Annotated in this window: 14 protein-coding genes and 1 tRNA gene; 8 read left to right on the forward strand and 7 right to left on the reverse strand. The window is 69.2% G+C overall.

All coding sequences use genetic code 11. The features are described from left to right. Window positions 1–6: 6 nt before the first annotated feature. Complete coding sequence (locus tag PXH83_RS12865; RefSeq protein WP_274560037.1) at window positions 7–510, forward strand: hypothetical protein; 504 nt, start codon at window positions 7–9, stop codon at window positions 508–510. A gap of 427 nt (window positions 511–937) precedes the next feature. Here PXH83_RS12865 and PXH83_RS12870 read toward each other — a convergent pair whose 3' ends face one another. Further along, complete coding sequence (locus PXH83_RS12870) at window positions 938–1,639, reverse strand: pentapeptide repeat-containing protein (protein ID WP_274560040.1); 702 nt, start codon at window positions 1,637–1,639, stop codon at window positions 938–940. Between the two features lie 131 nt (window positions 1,640–1,770). Here PXH83_RS12870 and PXH83_RS12875 point away from each other — a divergent pair, with 131 nt between their 5' ends. Continuing rightward, window positions 1,771–2,964: an FAD-dependent oxidoreductase gene (locus PXH83_RS12875; protein ID WP_274560042.1), complete on the forward strand. Its 1,194-nt coding sequence runs from the start codon at window positions 1,771–1,773 to the stop codon at window positions 2,962–2,964. A gap of 104 nt (window positions 2,965–3,068) precedes the next feature. Then, window positions 3,069–4,073, forward strand: coding sequence for a zinc-binding dehydrogenase (locus PXH83_RS12880; RefSeq protein WP_274560044.1), 1,005 nt, complete (start codon window positions 3,069–3,071; stop codon window positions 4,071–4,073). Between the two features lie 21 nt (window positions 4,074–4,094). On the opposite strand, the gene PXH83_RS12885 is transcribed toward PXH83_RS12880, so the two are convergent. Beyond that, window positions 4,095–4,580 (reverse strand): HPP family protein, encoded by a 486-nt coding sequence (locus tag PXH83_RS12885; protein WP_420803158.1) that lies wholly within the window; start codon window positions 4,578–4,580, stop codon window positions 4,095–4,097. Further along, a complete protein-coding gene (locus PXH83_RS12890) occupies window positions 4,577–5,461 on the reverse strand; it encodes an alpha/beta fold hydrolase (protein WP_274560049.1) in 885 nt (294 codons plus the stop codon). The genes PXH83_RS12885 and PXH83_RS12890 overlap by 4 nt, the downstream gene beginning before the upstream one ends. A 77-nt stretch (window positions 5,462–5,538) precedes the next feature. Here PXH83_RS12890 and PXH83_RS12895 point away from each other — a divergent pair, with 77 nt between their 5' ends. Beyond that, window positions 5,539–6,126 (forward strand): TetR/AcrR family transcriptional regulator, encoded by a 588-nt coding sequence (locus tag PXH83_RS12895; RefSeq protein ID WP_274560051.1) that lies wholly within the window; start codon window positions 5,539–5,541, stop codon window positions 6,124–6,126. On the opposite strand, the gene PXH83_RS12900 is transcribed toward PXH83_RS12895, so the two are convergent. Next, the gene (locus PXH83_RS12900) at window positions 6,087–6,569 is read right to left on the reverse strand and encodes a GNAT family N-acetyltransferase (protein ID WP_274560053.1); all 483 of its coding nucleotides are present in this window, start codon (window positions 6,567–6,569) and stop codon (window positions 6,087–6,089) included. The genes PXH83_RS12895 and PXH83_RS12900 overlap by 40 nt on opposite strands. Window positions 6,570–6,699: 130 nt before the next feature. Between PXH83_RS12900 and PXH83_RS12905 the strand changes: the two genes are divergently transcribed. Further along, complete coding sequence (locus tag PXH83_RS12905) at window positions 6,700–8,091, forward strand: NAD(P)/FAD-dependent oxidoreductase (RefSeq protein ID WP_274560055.1); 1,392 nt, start codon at window positions 6,700–6,702, stop codon at window positions 8,089–8,091. 72 nt (window positions 8,092–8,163) lie between these two features. Here the strand turns inward: PXH83_RS12905 and PXH83_RS12910 are convergent, their stop codons facing one another. From PXH83_RS12910 to PXH83_RS12920, 3 genes are all read right to left on the reverse strand, one after another. Continuing rightward, on the reverse strand, window positions 8,164–9,546 hold the full coding sequence (locus PXH83_RS12910; RefSeq protein WP_274560057.1) for an FG-GAP-like repeat-containing protein: 1,383 nt from the start codon (window positions 9,544–9,546) through the stop codon (window positions 8,164–8,166). A 29-nt stretch (window positions 9,547–9,575) separates the two neighbouring features. Continuing rightward, the gene (locus PXH83_RS12915; RefSeq protein ID WP_274560060.1) at window positions 9,576–11,018 is read right to left on the reverse strand and encodes an FG-GAP repeat protein; all 1,443 of its coding nucleotides are present in this window, start codon (window positions 11,016–11,018) and stop codon (window positions 9,576–9,578) included. A gap of 154 nt (window positions 11,019–11,172) precedes the next feature. Then, window positions 11,173–11,250: transfer RNA gene (locus tag PXH83_RS12920), tRNA-Thr, on the reverse strand. A gap of 343 nt (window positions 11,251–11,593) precedes the next feature. Here PXH83_RS12920 and PXH83_RS12925 point away from each other — a divergent pair. The 3 genes from PXH83_RS12925 to PXH83_RS12935 all read left to right on the forward strand — a co-directional run bounded on the left by PXH83_RS12925 (window position 11,594) and on the right by PXH83_RS12935 (window position 14,877). After that, on the forward strand, window positions 11,594–12,808 hold the full coding sequence (locus PXH83_RS12925) for an RNA-guided endonuclease InsQ/TnpB family protein (protein ID WP_274560063.1): 1,215 nt from the start codon (window positions 11,594–11,596) through the stop codon (window positions 12,806–12,808). Window positions 12,809–13,117: 309 nt separating this feature from the next. Beyond that, window positions 13,118–14,254: an ABC transporter ATP-binding protein gene (locus tag PXH83_RS12930; RefSeq protein WP_274560064.1), complete on the forward strand. Its 1,137-nt coding sequence runs from the start codon at window positions 13,118–13,120 to the stop codon at window positions 14,252–14,254. A gap of 206 nt (window positions 14,255–14,460) precedes the next feature. Further along, a complete protein-coding gene (locus tag PXH83_RS12935; RefSeq protein WP_274560065.1) occupies window positions 14,461–14,877 on the forward strand; it encodes a hypothetical protein in 417 nt (138 codons plus the stop codon). The last annotated feature ends 53 nt before the right edge of the window (window positions 14,878–14,930 follow it).

Here is a 14,930-nt window from a genome sequence, read left to right on the forward strand (position 1 = left end):
GACCACGTGCTCGACATCGGCTACTCCCTCTCCCGCCGCTTCCCGGACCCCCCGCAGACGGACTACCGGCGTGCCGGCGTGCACGACCTGCGGCACGACCTCTTCTGCGGCGACGTGTACCTCGCGGACACGAAGGCGGACCGCGAAGTATCCACAGCCTGGGGATGGGTGCCGGTGCTCGACTTCGCGTGGGCGCTGTGCGACATCGTCGAGCAGCTCGACCAGGATCCGCGCGGCAGCCGGTCGGCGAAGCCGCAGTACGCGGAGCTGGACTTCACGGAGTCGACGGACCGGATGCTCTTCGAGCGGCGGTTCGGCTGGGTCGACATCGAAGCCGACTGGATGCCGGTCGAGGAGGCCCCGCTCACCTTCAGCCACCGGCTGCTGCGGCGGGAGGCTAGGGACTTCCTGCACGACCTGATCGCGGACCTGACGGACATGCACGACGGCTTGGCGGACAACCCGGCGATCTGGGACCTGCAGGCAAGATTCCCCCGAGTGCAGGCTTAGCCCCCAGGCGCTCTTAACCCCCGGCACTTTCAGCCGTCCGGCGTTTTGAGGACCGGGGTCTGGGGCGGAGCCCCAGTTTCGGGAAGGGGCGGGGAGGGGAACTGCGCCGCAGGCAACCCGCACCGCACCGGCGCCGCACGCACAACCCCGTAGGCACCGGGGGGCAGGCCACCCGCACGGGCACCGGCGCCCGCGCACCGCACGCGCCGCACAACCGCACCGCACCCGCGCCGCAGGCACCCGCACCGCCCCGACGTCCGCGCCGCACGCACCGCACCGCACCGCACACGCACCGGCCCCCGCGCACCGCACGCGTCGTACACCCCCGCGCACCGCGCCCGCGCCGCAGGCACCCCGCACCACCGAACCGGTCGCACCCCGCCCCACCGCACCCGCGCCGCAGGCACGCGCACCTACTCTCCCCCCGCTACTCTCCCCCCGCCCGCTCCACCCGCACCCCCATCTCCGCAGCAAACGCCGAAGCCAAGTCCACCAACTGCGCCGGACTGATCACCGCCCCCGCCAACCGCCCCACCCCCCGAGCGATCTCCAGCTCTGCGACCGCCCGCAGATCGACATCCCGCATCGTCACGCCCGTAAAGTCCACCCCCCGCAGCACGCAGCCGCGGAACTCCACCCGCTCCAGCCGCGCACCCCCGAAGTCCGGCTCCACCAGCACGCAGCCGTCGAAGACGACGTCCTTCAGGTGCGCCGTACGCAGGTTCAGGTAATCGATCTTCCCGCCGCGCACCAGCACGCGCTCCAGCGACGCCCCGTGCAACTGGACCCCGCCCAGCCGGGCGTCGATCACCTCCACGTCGCGCAGTGACGCCTCGGCCAGGTCCGTGCCCACGCCGCGCACCCCGTCCAGCACCGAGTCGACGAAGCGCGCCCGGCCCAGCAGGGTCTCGTCGAGTGCGACGCCGTAGAGCCCGCAGTCCATGAACCGCGCGCCGCGCCCCTCCTGCCCCACCAGGTCCAGGTCCCGGAACTCGACCCCGTCGTAGTCCCCCTCGGACTCCAGCTCCCCGCCCGCAAAAGGCGCGAGCGGCGGCAGCCGCACCCCGGGCCGCCGTACGGGCCGTACCGCCTGGGCCGGGGACTTCTTCGCCTTCGTGTTCCGTGCCATCCACCCATGCTGGACCACCCCACTGACAATCCCCCGGCCCCCAATGTCACATCCGCGCCCCCGCCATCCGTCACAACCCGCGAGAGCGTCGAGCGACGCGACAGGCAACGCGGCAAGGAGACCGGAAGAGAATGAACCAGCCCCGACCCCACATCACCGTCATCGGCGGCGGCTTCGCCGGCCTCACCGCAGCCATCACCGCGGCCGAGTCCGGCGCCAGGGTGACCCTGCACGAGGCCCACCACACGCTCGGCGGCCGCGCCCGCACCGCCGAGGGACCGTACAAGACCAACGAGGGACCGCACGCCCTCTACAGCGGCGGCCCGCTCTGGACCTGGCTCAAGCAGCGCGACCTGCTGGGCCGGATCCTGTCCGTACCCCTCCTGGAAGGCACCCGGTTCCGCTTCCACCACCACGGCGCTCTCCGCAGGACCCCGCCCCTCGCGATGCTGAAGCCGGCCCTGACGTCCGCAGCCAAGGCGCCGGTGGACGCCGACTTCCTCACCTGGGCCACAGACCAGGTCGGCGAAGAGGCCGCACGCGCCGCCGCGAACTACATCGGCGTCGCGCTCTTCCACCACGCCCCGGGCACCCTCTCCGCGCGCTTCGTCCAGGAGCGGCTGCGCCGCGCCCTCAGGCTTCCGCCGGAGGCCCACTACCCGCGCGGAGGCTGGGCATCGGTCGTCGACCGTATGGCCGCGCGCGCCTGGAATCTGGGCGTACGGATCGAAACGACGGAACGCGTCACCGAACTTCCCGCGAACCAGGACGGCGGCGGCCCGGTCATCGTCGCGACGTCCCTGGAGGCCGCCCGCAGGCTCCTCGGCGACGAAACCCTGACCTGGGAGAGCGGCCGTACAGCGCTCCTCGACCTCGCCGTCAGGACGCGGAAGGGCGACCCGTTCGTCATCTCCGACCTGGACACCCCGGGCTGGATCGAGCGGTACACCGCCCAGGACCCCTCCCTCGCCCCGGCCGGCGAACAGCTCGTCCAGAGTCAGATTCCCGTCGCTCCCGGCGAGTCCAAGGCCGACGGCATCGCACGCGCGGAGCGCCTGCTCGACCTCGGCTTCCCCGGCTGGCGCGAACGCACCACCTGGCGGCGCGAGGCCCTGGCAGCGGGCCGTACAGGCGCGCTGGACCGGCCGGGGACCACCTGGCGGGACCGCCCGGCCATCGACCGCGGCAACGGCGTGTACGTCGCGGGCGACCAGGTCGCGGCGCCCGGCCTGCTGGCGGAGGTGTCCTTCAACAGCGGCCTGGAGGCGGCCACGCTCGCCCTGCGAACCAGTCGCCTGAACGGGCTTGACCTCAACCGCGCTTGAGGGCCGAGGCTGGCGCTGTTGTCACCGGACCAAGCCCAACTGCCGGCAGGGCCAAGCCCGGCGGCAACCAAGCCGAGCCCAGCCCAGACCCTCAGGAGCCCGCCATGCACGCCGTCCGCCTCCACGCCTTCGGCCCCGCCGAGAACCTCACCTACGAGAAGACCGACGACCCCGTGCCCGGCCCCGGCCAGGTACGGATCGCCGTCGCCGCGTCCGGCGTGCACCTGCTCGACACCGCCCTGCGGGAGGGAATGACCGGCCCGTACCCCGCCCCAGTCGACCTCCCGACCATCCCCGGTCGCGAGGTCGCCGGTACGGTCGAGTCGCTCGGCGAGGGCACCGACCCGTCGTGGCTCGGCAAGCGCGTGGTCGTCCACCTGGGCACTAACCCCGGCGGCTACGCCGAGCTGGCCGTCACCGACGCCGAGCGCCTCCAGGAAATCCCGGAGAACCTCGACGAGGGCCAGGCCGTAGCCATGATCGGTACGGGCCGTACGACCATGGGCATCCTCCAGTTCGCCGACCTCTCCGCCGACACCGTCGCGATCGTCCCCGCAGCGGCAGGCGGCATCGGCACCCTCCTCGTCCAGTACGTGAAGAACCTCGGCGGCACTGTGATCGGCCTGGCCGGCGGCCCCGCCAAGGTCGCCCGCGTACGGGAGAACGGCGCCGACCTGGCCGTCGACTACACGCTGCCCGACTGGCCGGAGCAGGTCCGCGCGTACCTGGGCGCCCGCAGAGCCACCGTCGTCTTCGACTCCGTCGGCGGAGACACCGGCCGCGCCGCCGTCGACCTCCTCGGCAGGGGCGGCCGGCACATCGTCTTCGGCTGGTCCGGCGACGGCCTGCACGACGGCGGCCCGCTCACCTTCACCGACGAGGAGCTCGCCGAGCGCGGCATCACCTCCGAGGGCGTACTCGGCCCGGCGATGCTGGGCAAGGCCGGCGGCGACAACCCCGTACGGACCCTGGAAGACCGCTCCCTGGCGGAGGCGGCGGCGGGCCGACTGGTCCCGGCGGTCCAGCGCTTCCCCCTGGCCGAGGCGGCCGCCGCGCACCGGGCGCTGGAGACGCGCGGCACGATGGGAAAGGTCGTCCTCGTACCGTAGGACGCCCGGCACACCCCCCTCTCACCCCCACCGGTACTCGTACCCCGGCAGCACCCGCCCGGCCAGCAGCGCCACCCCGAGCACGAGCGCCACCCCGGGCACCAGCGGATCCAGCACATACCCGACTCCCGGGTCCGTCAGCCCGATCGCGGCCGCCGCCGGTACCGCCGGCACGTGGGGCGCCTTCAGCAGCACCATCACGGTGATCGACAGCGCCGCGGCGACCGCCGCCGTGTACGTCGAGGGCCCGGCGACGGCGGTGACCACCAGCGCCGTCGCCACGGCCACCGGGTACGCCGTGAGGACCGCCCGGGGCCTGGCGAGCGGCGCGTGCGGCGCCGTCGCGAGCACCGCTGCGGTGGCTATGAACGGGATGGCGAAGACATGCAGCCCGGCCACACTCTGGGTCGCGGCGAGCAGCAGCACCGCCCCCAGCGCCACGACCCCCACGATCAGCGACGCAACGACCTCGTTCCTCCCAGCACCCCCACCCACCGCATCCCTCACAGCGCACGCCGCAGGAAGTCACGTACGAGAGCGGCGATTTCCGCGCCGTGCGTCTCCAGTGCGAAGTGCCCCGCGTCGAGCAGGTGGATCTCGGCGTCCGGCAGGTCCCGGGCGAAAGCCTCCGCGCCCGCCGCCCCGAAGATCTCGTCGTTGCGGCCCCACGCGACGAGCGTCGGCGGCCGATGCTTGCGGAAGTACTCCTGGAATGCCGGGTAGCTGTCGAGGTTGAACCGGTAGTCCCAGAACAGCTGGAGCTGCACTTCCTTGTTCCCCGGCCGGTCGAGCCCGGCCTGGTCCAGCGTCCATGTCTCCGGCCCGATCCGGTCGAGCCGGTCCGCCGGCACCCCGTGCTCGTACTGCCACCTGGTCGCCCCGGCCGTCAGCAGCTCACGCACGGCGGGCTCGTGCGTCGCACGGTCCTCGGCGTGGGCGAACAGCACGTCCCAGAAGGGCGTGAAGCCTTCTCTGTACGCGTTCCCGCTCTGGCTGATCAGCGCGGTGACCCGCTCGGGCTGCCGCGACGCTATGCGCAGCCCGACGGGCGCCCCGTAGTCCTGGATGTACAGCGCGAACCGTTCGGCCCCGATTCGGTCGAGCAGCGCCAGCGTGACCTCGGTCAACTTCTCGAAGCTGTACGGGAATTCGGCGACGGACGGCATGGCAGAGCACCCGAACCCGACATGATCGGGCGCGATCAGATGGAACTCGTCGCTGAGCTCGGCGATCAGCCCGCGGTACATGTGCGAACTGGACGGAAAGCCGTGCAGCAGCACCAGCGTGGGCCGGGACGGGTCCCCGGCCTCGCGGTAGAAGACCTCAAGACCGTCGATGACCTCGACCTTGTGGCGCGTACCGAAAACAGGCACAGCCCTTCCCCCCATCGATGGAGAACGCTCGTTCTCCCCATGTCGCGTAGAGTACGAGAACGATGGTTCTCCATGCAAGGGGTGATCAGAAAATGGACGCGACGACCGCCGAGACACGACTCCTGGACACGGCCGCGGCCCTCTTCAACGAGCGCGGCGTGCAAGCCGTCGGCATGGACACCATCCGCACCGCGTCCGGCGTCTCCCTCAAGCGCCTCTACCAGCTCTTCCCGTCCAAGGAAGACCTGGTAGAGGCAGTGCTACGACGCCGCAGCCGGGACCTGCTCGACGAAATCCCCCGCTACGCCGACGCCCGCGGCGAGACCCCCCAGGAACGCATCCTGGCGGTCTTCGACTACCTACACGAGTGGTTCGGCTCACCCGCGTTCAGAGGCTGCAACTTCATCAATTCCTTCGGCGAACTGGGCGGAGTCTCCGAAGGCGTGGCCGAGGTCGCCCGTACGCACAAGAAGGCCTTCGCGGCGCACTTCGCCGAACTGGCCGCCGCCGCAGGCGCACCCCCGGCCCTCGCCCCCCAGCTCGCCGTCCTCGCCAACGGCGCGATGGCGTCGGCCGGCATCTCAGGCTCCCGGGAACCGGCCCGCCACGCCCAGGAGGCGGCCCGCGTACTCCTCGCCCACTACACGCTCGACTGCCCCCCGAGCTCCGCCAGCGCCTGATCCGTCAGCCGGTAGACCGTCCACTCGTCCTGCGGCTTCGCGCCCAGCGCCCGGTAGAAGTCGATCGACGGCGCATTCCAATTGAGCACGGACCACTCCAGCCGCTCGTACCCCCGCTCGACACAGATCCGCGCCAGCTCCCTCAGCAGCGCCTTGCCGTGCCCTCCACCGCGCAACTGCGGCCGCACATAAAGGTCTTCGAGGTAAATACCGTGCACTCCCCGCCAGGTGGAGAAGTTGAGAAACCACAGCGAGAACCCCACCACCTCCCCCTCCTCGGTCTCGGCAATGTGCGCGTACGCCGCCGGCCGCTCCCCGAAGAGCGCCTCGCGCAACTGCTCCTCGGTGGCCTTGGCCTCGTGCAGCGCCTTCTCGTAATCGGCCAGCTCACGGACCATTTCGTGGATGACAGGGACGTCGGAAGGAATCGCATTTCGAATCATGCGGGCACGCTACGTCAGCCCCCGAGCAGCAACCGGGCAATTTCCAGCTCACAACCGCCCCCTTCTCTCTCCAGCCCTACGAATTACGTATCTGGACAGGGTCACAACCATGGGTGTACGAACAACCCCCATGAGCACGATCAACGGCGGCATCTCCTTCTGGTACGCGCAGGACGGCATACCCGCCCCCCGTGAACCCCTGCCCGGCGACGCCACAGCGGACGTCTGCATCGTCGGCGGCGGCTACACCGGCCTCTGGACGGCGTACTACCTCAAGAAGGCCGTCCCCTTCCTCAACATCACAGTCCTGGAAGCCAAGTTCTGCGGCTACGGCGCCTCCGGACGCAACGGCGGCTGGCTCTACAACGGCATCGCGGGCCGCGACCGCTACGCCAAACTCCACGGCCACGACGCCGCCGTACGCCTCCAGCAGGCCATGAACGACACGGTCACCGAGGTGATCAGCACCGCCGCCGCCGAAAACATCGACGCCGACATCCACCAGGGCGGCGTACTCGAAGTCGCCTACACCCCGGCCCAACTGACCCGCCTCAAGCACTTCCACGCCGCCGAAATCGCCTTCGGCGAGAAGGAACGCACCCTCCACGGAGCCCGCGAAACCGCCGAACGCATCCGCGTCACCGGCGCCGTCGGCTCCACCTGGACCCCGCACGGCGCCCGCCTGCACCCGGTCAAGCTCCTCAAAGGCCTGGCCGCGGCGGTCGAGTCCCTGGGCGTAACCATCCACGAATCCACCCCGGTCACGGAGATCCAGCCCAAACACGCCGTCACCCCCTACGGCACGGTCCGAGCCCCGTACATCCTGCGCTGCACCGAAGGCTTCACCGCCTCCATCAAGAACCAGCGCCGCGCCTGGCTCCCGATGAACTCCTCCATGATCGTCACCGCTCCCCTCCCCGCCTCCGCCTGGGAAACCATCGGCTGGGACGGCCGCGAGACCCTCGGCGACATGGCCCACGCCTACATGTACGCCCAGCGCACAGCAGACGACCGCATCGCACTGGGCGGCCGAGGCATCCCCTACCGCTACGCCTCCCGTACGGACAACGACGGCCGCACCCAGCCCGACACCATCGAGGCCCTCCGCGACATCCTCACCCGCTTCTTCCCCTCCCTCGCGGGCACCGAGATCACCCACGCCTGGTCCGGCGTCCTGGGCGTCCCCCGCGACTGGTGCTCCACAGTGACCCTGGACCGCTCCACCGGCCTCGGCTGGGCGGGCGGCTACGTAGGCTCGGGCGTAGCCACCACCAACCTCGCCGCCCGCACCCTGCGCGACCTGATCCTCCAGGACTCCGGCCAGGGCGGCGCAACCGACCTCACCACCCTCCCCTGGGTCAACCACAAGGTCCGCAAGTGGGAGCCCGAACCCTTCCGCTGGCTGGGCGTCCAGGGCATGTACGCCGCCTACCGCACGGCAGACCGCCGCGAGCTCACAGGCCACAGCGCGGAAACAGACCCCCTGGCGAGGTACGCAAACCGCCTCTCCGGCCGCCACTGAACGCAGCCCTCGCAACAGAAAACGCCCTGAACGTTCGAAGTTCGGGGCGTTTTCTCTGAGGCGACGGTCCGTTCAGTCGGCCAAGATCATGCCGAAGTTGTGGAGGCCGGGCTCGGTGGACTCGGTGCGCGGGGGGTAAACGATGCTCGCCCCCGTGCCGGTCAACTGGTGACCGTCGCTGGGCACGTACAAGAGCGCGCCGTCGTAACCGTTGACGCTGGGGTCGGCAATGACCGCGTCCGCGCGCTGGTCGCGGTTGGTGTCCGTGAGTCGGACGGCGTGTCCGAAGAACTGTGTGTACTCGCTGGGCATCCCGCTAGAATTCGCGTCGAGCCACCGGGACTTCACGCCGGTCAGACCGGTCGACGAGCCCTTGAGGAGCGTGACACCGTTCTCGCCGGGGACTCCCACCAGCAGATCGGCGCGGCCGTCGCCGTTGACATCACCCGCGGAGACCGAGTAACCGAAGTGGTCCTGCTCTTCGGGTGTCCCCGGGACTTCCTCGGTCTTCTGCGTGATGGTCTTAGTGGCCCGGGTGGTACTGAGGCCCGTAGCAGAGCCGTACGCAACCGTCACCTTGCCGGCGGCGAAGACACCGTTCCCGTACGCCCAGCCGTCGGACACCACGACATCGCCGTAACCGTCCCCATCGAAGTCGCCGACGGTCGCGGGGGTGCGTCCGCCGTACGAGGAGTTGCTACTGCCAGGCATCGTCTTGGCCGTCATGGACAAGCCGGCCGACGTTCCCTTGAGCACGCGGGTGTTGGTCTCGTTGACCACGACAAGGTCGACGTAGGCATTCTTGTTGATCTTCCCGGCGACCAGCCGGAGTGCTCCCTTGCCGCCCAGGCCGATGTACGACGACGACTTGGGGGCGCCGGTCCGGGCGAACGGGCCGCGGTAGAGCCTCAGCCCCTCGCCCTCGGCGACGACCAGGTCGGGCGCGCCGTCGCCGGTGAAGTCGCCGGCCGTCAGGGCACTGCCGAAGTGGCCGTAAGCGGTCGGCTTCTTGTTGCTTATGGACGCGCCCTGGTTGAGGCCTGCCGAACTGCCCCACACGACGCTCACGGCGCCCTGCTGTGTTCTAGTGCCGACGGTTTCCGAGGGGGCGCCCGCGACCAGGTCTGCGTAGCCGTCGCGGTCGAGGTCGGCGCTCGCGACGACCTGGCCGAACTCGTCTCCGGCCTCGGCCGCGCCGGGAACTCCGACGCGGCCCTGATGCACGGCGAAGGGAAGGCTGGTGCTGGTGCCGGACGCGGAACCGTACAGCACGCTCACATGTCCGGCCTGCCTTTTGGAGCCGATCTGCGCCCAGGGCGAACCGACGGCGATGTCGCGGTAGCCGTCGCCATTGAAGTCGTCCGGGTACTTCGCGGGGGCGGCCGAAGCCGTGGGTGCCGAGCTGAGGAGGGCCGCGGCCACGGTCGTGACCAGTACCAGCGTGCGGGTGCGCATGAAGAAGGGCTCCAGGAGGGGTACGGGGGTCAGTTGGAGAGGTTGGCGCCGAACGCGCCATACGTCGTGGGCATCCTGACGGCAGAAGGCCCGAAGCTCTTCGCGCCGGTCGTCGAAACCCCCACCGTGCCGGAGCGCAGGGTCCAGACTGCGCCGGTGCCCTCGTTCTCGAAGCCCGCTGTGACTGTCAGATCGGCGCGCCCGTCCTTGGTCACGTCGGAGAGGTGCACATCGGAGCCGAAGTAGTCCATGTCTTCAGCGGTGCCGGGGACACCGGAGGTGGACTGGGTGAGATTCAGCGCTCCGGTGGTGGAGACACCGGCGGCGGAGCCGCGCATGACGACCACGGAGCCGGTGTCCTCGGTCGCGCCGATGTCCTCGAAGACGACACCGATGGCGAGTTCGCCGTAACCGTCGCCGTTGGTGTCGGCGATGGAGACGGAGCCACCGAAGCCGTCGCCCTGTTCGTCGCCGCCGGGGACGCCGGGGCTGGACTGGGTCAGTCGGGCCATCGGGACGTCACCGTTGACCGGTCCGCCCTGGGAGCCGCGGATGACCACGACCTTGCCGCCGAGGCTTCCGCTGTGTTCGTCACTCTTATCGAAGGTGTTGCCGAGTGCGATCTCGCCATAGCCGTCGCCGTTGATGTCGCCGACGGCTATGGAAGTGCCACCGTCCAGCGGGCGGGGAGAGGCTGCGTCGACACCCTTCGCCGTAGACGAGCCGAGGTAGGCCACGCCCTTCGACCAGTCCTTGCCCTCGGGCGTGGTGGTGCGGTACGTGATGACGAGGTCGGACCGCTTGTCGGCGTTGATCTCGCCCGCCCCGATGGCGTCGATGCCGTACTTGGCCTTGTCCGGCAGGCCGACCTTCTGGACGCCGCCGATGACACCGGCCTTTGTGAAGCCGCCCCTGATCACGTAGGCGTAGCTGCTTGACGTCCCGACCGCCAGGTCCGCCCTGCCGTCGCCGTCGAAGTCTCCAGCGGCGAGCTCGCGACCGAACTCGTCGTGAGCGGTGGGCGCCGGGTCCTTGACGGTGGTGCCACCGTTGAGGCCGGTGGCAGAGCCCCAGACGATGGTGACGCTGCCGCCGTCGCCGTCGGAGCCCACGTCCTCGCCGGGCGCTCCGGCCGCGAGATCCGCGTAGCCGTCGCCATTGAAATCGGCGATGGCGAATGCCGCGCCGAAGGTGTCCTCGGCCTCGGCGGAGCCCGGCACACCGGTCGAGTTCTGGTGCACGACCGTGTACTTGGCCGTGCTGATGCCGGCCGAAGTGCCGTACGCCACTGCCGTGTAGCCGGCCATGCCCTGGCCGGAGAAGGTCGCGTACGGCGCGGCGAAGGCCAGGTCGCGGTGTCCGTCACCATTGAAGTCGCCGCCGAGGCCCAAGGGCGCGGCAACCGCGGCGGGGGCAGCGGCAAGAAGGCCGGCGGCCAGGGCCGTGGTCAGGAACAGGACACGCGTGCGCATGGGACTCCAGAAGTCGATTGTGCACAGGAGACGATCTACGCGGCGTGAGGGTTGTACGGATGCACGGGGTCGTTGGCCGCACAACCGGCACGACCAACGCATTTTTGCAAAAGAAAACGCCCCGAACATTCGAAGTTCGGGGCGTTTTCCCTGATGGGGCCCCCTGTCGGATTCGAACCGACGACCTACGCATTACAAGTGCGTGACTCTAACCGGACTGAGCTAAGGAGGCATCGCGCACGTTCAGAGCCGCGCGCGGAGGCTCCCACACTCTACACAGAGCCCCATTGCCCGATCCACGTAGTTGCCCCCTCCCGTGACTTCCCGCCCACCAGTTCGTTGAACGGACTGGTGTGCCGTTCCGAAGATCGGACGGAAGGGGGAGGGGCAATGACAGACTCGGCCAAGAAGCCGCTGAGGATCACCGGCGCAGAGGCCGAGCGCCTCAAGCGAGAGGCACTGGGCATCGCCGACCGGCGGAAGCATCACAACCGTGCCGCAGCCCCATCAAGAGCCGCACAAAAGAGCCGGGCACCCATCAGCGGGTCTACCGTTTCCGCTTCTATCCGACTCCTGTGCAGGCCGAGCAACTGGAGCAGACCTTCGGTGCCTGCCGCTGGGTCTACAACGAAGGCCTGGCCCTTCGATCGAACGCCTGGGAGCAGCACCACGTGTCGGCGGGCTTCGCGGAGACGTGCCGAGCTCTGACCAGCTGGCGACAGGCTTCGGAAACCTCGTGGCTGAAGGACGTGTCGTCGACAGTGCTGCAGCAGGCGCTCCGGCATCTGGACGGGGCGTATACCCGCTTCTTCAAGGGGACCGCGAAGTATCCGAAGCGGAAGAAGAAGCGCCGCTCGCGGGATTCGGCGACGTACGTCCGGACCGGCTTCCGTTGGGTCGAGGATCCGGAGAGGCCGGGCACCGGGCTGGTGTCGCTGGCGAAACAGACCACGCCGCTGGATGTGCGGTGGTCGCGTGCGCTGCCGGGCGGCCAGGTGCCGGTGAAGCTGACAGTGACGCGGGACCGTGCGGGCCGGTATTTCCTGTCCGTTCTGGTCGAGGAGCGGATCGAGCCGCTGCCCGCGGTGTTTCTGCCTGGCGGGAGTGAGCCGAAGGCAGTCGGGCTCGATCTTGGTCTGGCGACGCTTGTGACGCTGGACGACGGCGAAAAGCTGGAGCATCCCCGGTTGTTGAAGAAGTACGCAAAGGAACTGGCCCGGTGGCAGCGGGAGCTGCACCGCAAGCAGAAGGGGTCGAAGAACCGGGAGAAGGCGAGGAAGCGGATCGCCCGGCTGTACGCGTTCATCGGTGATGTCCGCAGGGACATGCTGGATCAGTTCACCACCCGCCTCGTGCGCGAGAACCAAGTGCTCGTGGTGGAGAACCTGGCCATCGCCAATTTGATGCGGCCGTCGGTCGGGAAGGGGCGGCGGCGGAAGGCCGGGCTGAGCCGTTCGATCATCGATGCCGCATGGGGTGAGCTGTTGCGGCAGCTGCGCTACAAGTGCGAGTGGTACGGGCGGACGCTGGTGATCGTCGACCGTTTCTTCCCGTCCACGCGCCGCTGCTCCGCCTGTCACACCAAGGGGCCTCGGCTTGATCTGTCCGTACGAGAGTGGACGTGCACCGAGTGCCGTGTGGTGCACGACCGGGATGAGAACGCGGCGGTGAATCTCCGGGACGAGGGCATGCGGCTGTACTGGCTGGTGGCCGCAGCCCTGCCGCCGGGCAAGGTACCGCCGCCGACGATCAAGGCATCGGAGCTGGCAGAGGTCTTGCTGGCTGCATAACGAAACGGACCGACGGGCCGTCGGCCGGAATGCCTGTGGAGCCCGCGTAAGACCGTACCCGTGTGGTCCTTGAGGGCCGTAACGAGGCGGCGATGGGTGTCGAAGCAGGAAATGCCATGTACACGACATCGGGTCAAAAGTTTGTTGCTCTGCCCTCTATGAGCGCCGCTCGAAAATTTCAGCGCCTTCCCGCTACTGACAGGAGGGACACCGCCAGGTAGCGTCACGGCAGGTCCACACCTGTGGACCAGACCACTCCCTTACTCGGATCGTCCGGCACGTTCCTGCCGGTGAAGGAGCAGATTCACCATGGCCACGGTTTCATTCGACAAGGCGACCCGGATCTACCCGGGATCCACCAAGCCCGCCGTCGACCAGCTCGACCTGCACGTCGAGGACGGCGAGTTCCTCGTCCTCGTCGGTCCCTCCGGCTGCGGCAAGTCGACCTCCCTGCGCATGCTCGCGGGTCTTGAGGACGTCAACGGCGGCGCCATCCGTATCGGCGAGCGTGACGTCACTCACCTGCCGCCGAAGGACCGGGACATCGCCATGGTGTTCCAGAACTACGCGCTCTACCCGCACATGAGCGTCGCCGACAACATGGGCTTCGCGCTCAAGATCGCCGGCATCAACAAGAGCGAGATCCGCAAGAAGGTCGAAGAGGCCGCGAAGATCCTCGACCTCACCGAGTACCTGGACCGCAAGCCGAAGGCGCTGTCCGGCGGTCAGCGTCAGCGCGTCGCGATGGGCCGCGCCATCGTGCGCGAGCCGCAGGTGTTCCTCATGGACGAGCCGCTGTCGAACCTCGACGCCAAGCTCCGTGTCTCGACGCGTACGCAGATCGCCTCGCTCCAGCGCCGTCTCGGCATCACGACGGTGTACGTCACCCACGACCAGGTCGAGGCCATGACGATGGGCGACCGGGTGGCGGTGCTCAAGGACGGGCTGCTCCAGCAGGTCGACTCGCCGCGCCACATGTACGACCGGCCCGCAAACCTCTTCGTCGCCGGCTTCATCGGCTCCCCCGCCATGAACCTGGTCGAGGTCCCGATCACCGACGGCGGCGTGAAGTTCGGCAACAGCGTCATCCCGGTCAGCCGGGAGGCCCTGAGCGCCGCCGCCGACAAGGGCGACACCACCGTCACGGTCGGCGTCCGCCCCGAGCACTTCGACATCGTCGAGCAGAACGGCACCGCCGCGAAGGCCCTGTCCAAGGAGAGCGCGGACGCCCCGGCCGGCATGGCCGTGACCGTCAACGTCGTCGAGGAGCTCGGCGCCGACGGTTACGTCTACGGCAGTGCGCGGGTCGGCGGCGAGGACAAGGACCTGGTGGTCCGGGTCAACGGCCGCTCCGTACCGGACAAGGGTGCCGAGCTGCACGTCGTTCCGCGCCCGGGCGAGACCCACGTCTTCTCCACCTCGACGGGCGAGCGCCTCAGCGACTGAACAACGTCCCATGCGCCACATGCAAACGGCCCCGCACCCCTGGCGCGGGGCCGTTTGCATGCGCTCTCGCGTGTCGACAAATACCCCGGCACACCGGCCATTTCGGGCTTCCACGTCAACACGTAATTCGAAAAGAGACTTCGAACCATCCCCCGCGAGAGTGACTAAATGTCGCCATATCATTACGGCCCGCTACGCTCACTCGCGTGACGCACACAGCCCGCCGAATCGGCCGAACTCTCGCTCTCGTACTGCCCGTCGTCCTGGTCCTCTCCGGGACCCTCGCGGTCACCCGCGTCCCGTGGTCCACAAGTGGACCCGAGTCGCAGATCCTTACCGCTTCCTCCGAGACGGTAAACGTACGCGCCAAGTCCCGTGCTCCGCAGGACATCCTGCGCGAGAAGCTTCTCCTCGAACTCCAGGAGAAGGACCCGGGCGTCGCGCTCACGCACCTCCAGCGTGAGGTCGAGCGCCGTCCTTCGCTGGCCCGGCACTGCATGTCGATCGCCCGCGCCCTCGGCCGCGCCGCGGTCGTCCACTACGGGCCCACGCGCGCCCAGTCGTACTCGCGGCCCGTCTGCGACACCTCGTACGCCTCGGGCGTGGCACAGCAGGCCGGCTGAGCGACGCTGAACCGGCCGACCGGGGCCGGGGATCGGCGCCCGCACCACGCGCC

Source organism: Streptomyces spiramyceticus (assembly GCF_028807635.1).
GTDB classification, from domain to species: domain Bacteria; phylum Actinomycetota; class Actinomycetes; order Streptomycetales; family Streptomycetaceae; genus Streptomyces; species Streptomyces spiramyceticus.

Bases quoted from the DNA above. Each gene is read 5' to 3' on its own strand.
- PXH83_RS12895 (WP_274560051.1), top strand. From the start codon at position 5,539: ATGGACGCGACGACCGCCGAGACACGACTCCTGGACACGGCCGCGGCC.
- PXH83_RS12870 (WP_274560040.1), bottom strand. From the start codon at position 1,639: ATGGCACGGAACACGAAGGCGAAGAAGTCCCCGGCCCAGGCGGTACGG.
- PXH83_RS12915 (WP_274560060.1), bottom strand. From the start codon at position 11,018: ATGCGCACGCGTGTCCTGTTCCTGACCACGGCCCTGGCCGCCGGCCTT.
- PXH83_RS12875 (WP_274560042.1), top strand. From the start codon at position 1,771: ATGAACCAGCCCCGACCCCACATCACCGTCATCGGCGGCGGCTTCGCC.
- PXH83_RS12905 (WP_274560055.1), top strand. From the start codon at position 6,700: ATGAGCACGATCAACGGCGGCATCTCCTTCTGGTACGCGCAGGACGGC.
- PXH83_RS12930 (WP_274560064.1), top strand. From the start codon at position 13,118: ATGGCCACGGTTTCATTCGACAAGGCGACCCGGATCTACCCGGGATCC.
- PXH83_RS12890 (WP_274560049.1), bottom strand. From the start codon at position 5,461: ATGGGGGGAAGGGCTGTGCCTGTTTTCGGTACGCGCCACAAGGTCGAG.
- PXH83_RS12880 (WP_274560044.1), top strand. From the start codon at position 3,069: ATGCACGCCGTCCGCCTCCACGCCTTCGGCCCCGCCGAGAACCTCACC.
- PXH83_RS12910 (WP_274560057.1), bottom strand. From the start codon at position 9,546: ATGCGCACCCGCACGCTGGTACTGGTCACGACCGTGGCCGCGGCCCTC.
- PXH83_RS12900 (WP_274560053.1), bottom strand. From the start codon at position 6,569: ATGATTCGAAATGCGATTCCTTCCGACGTCCCTGTCATCCACGAAATG.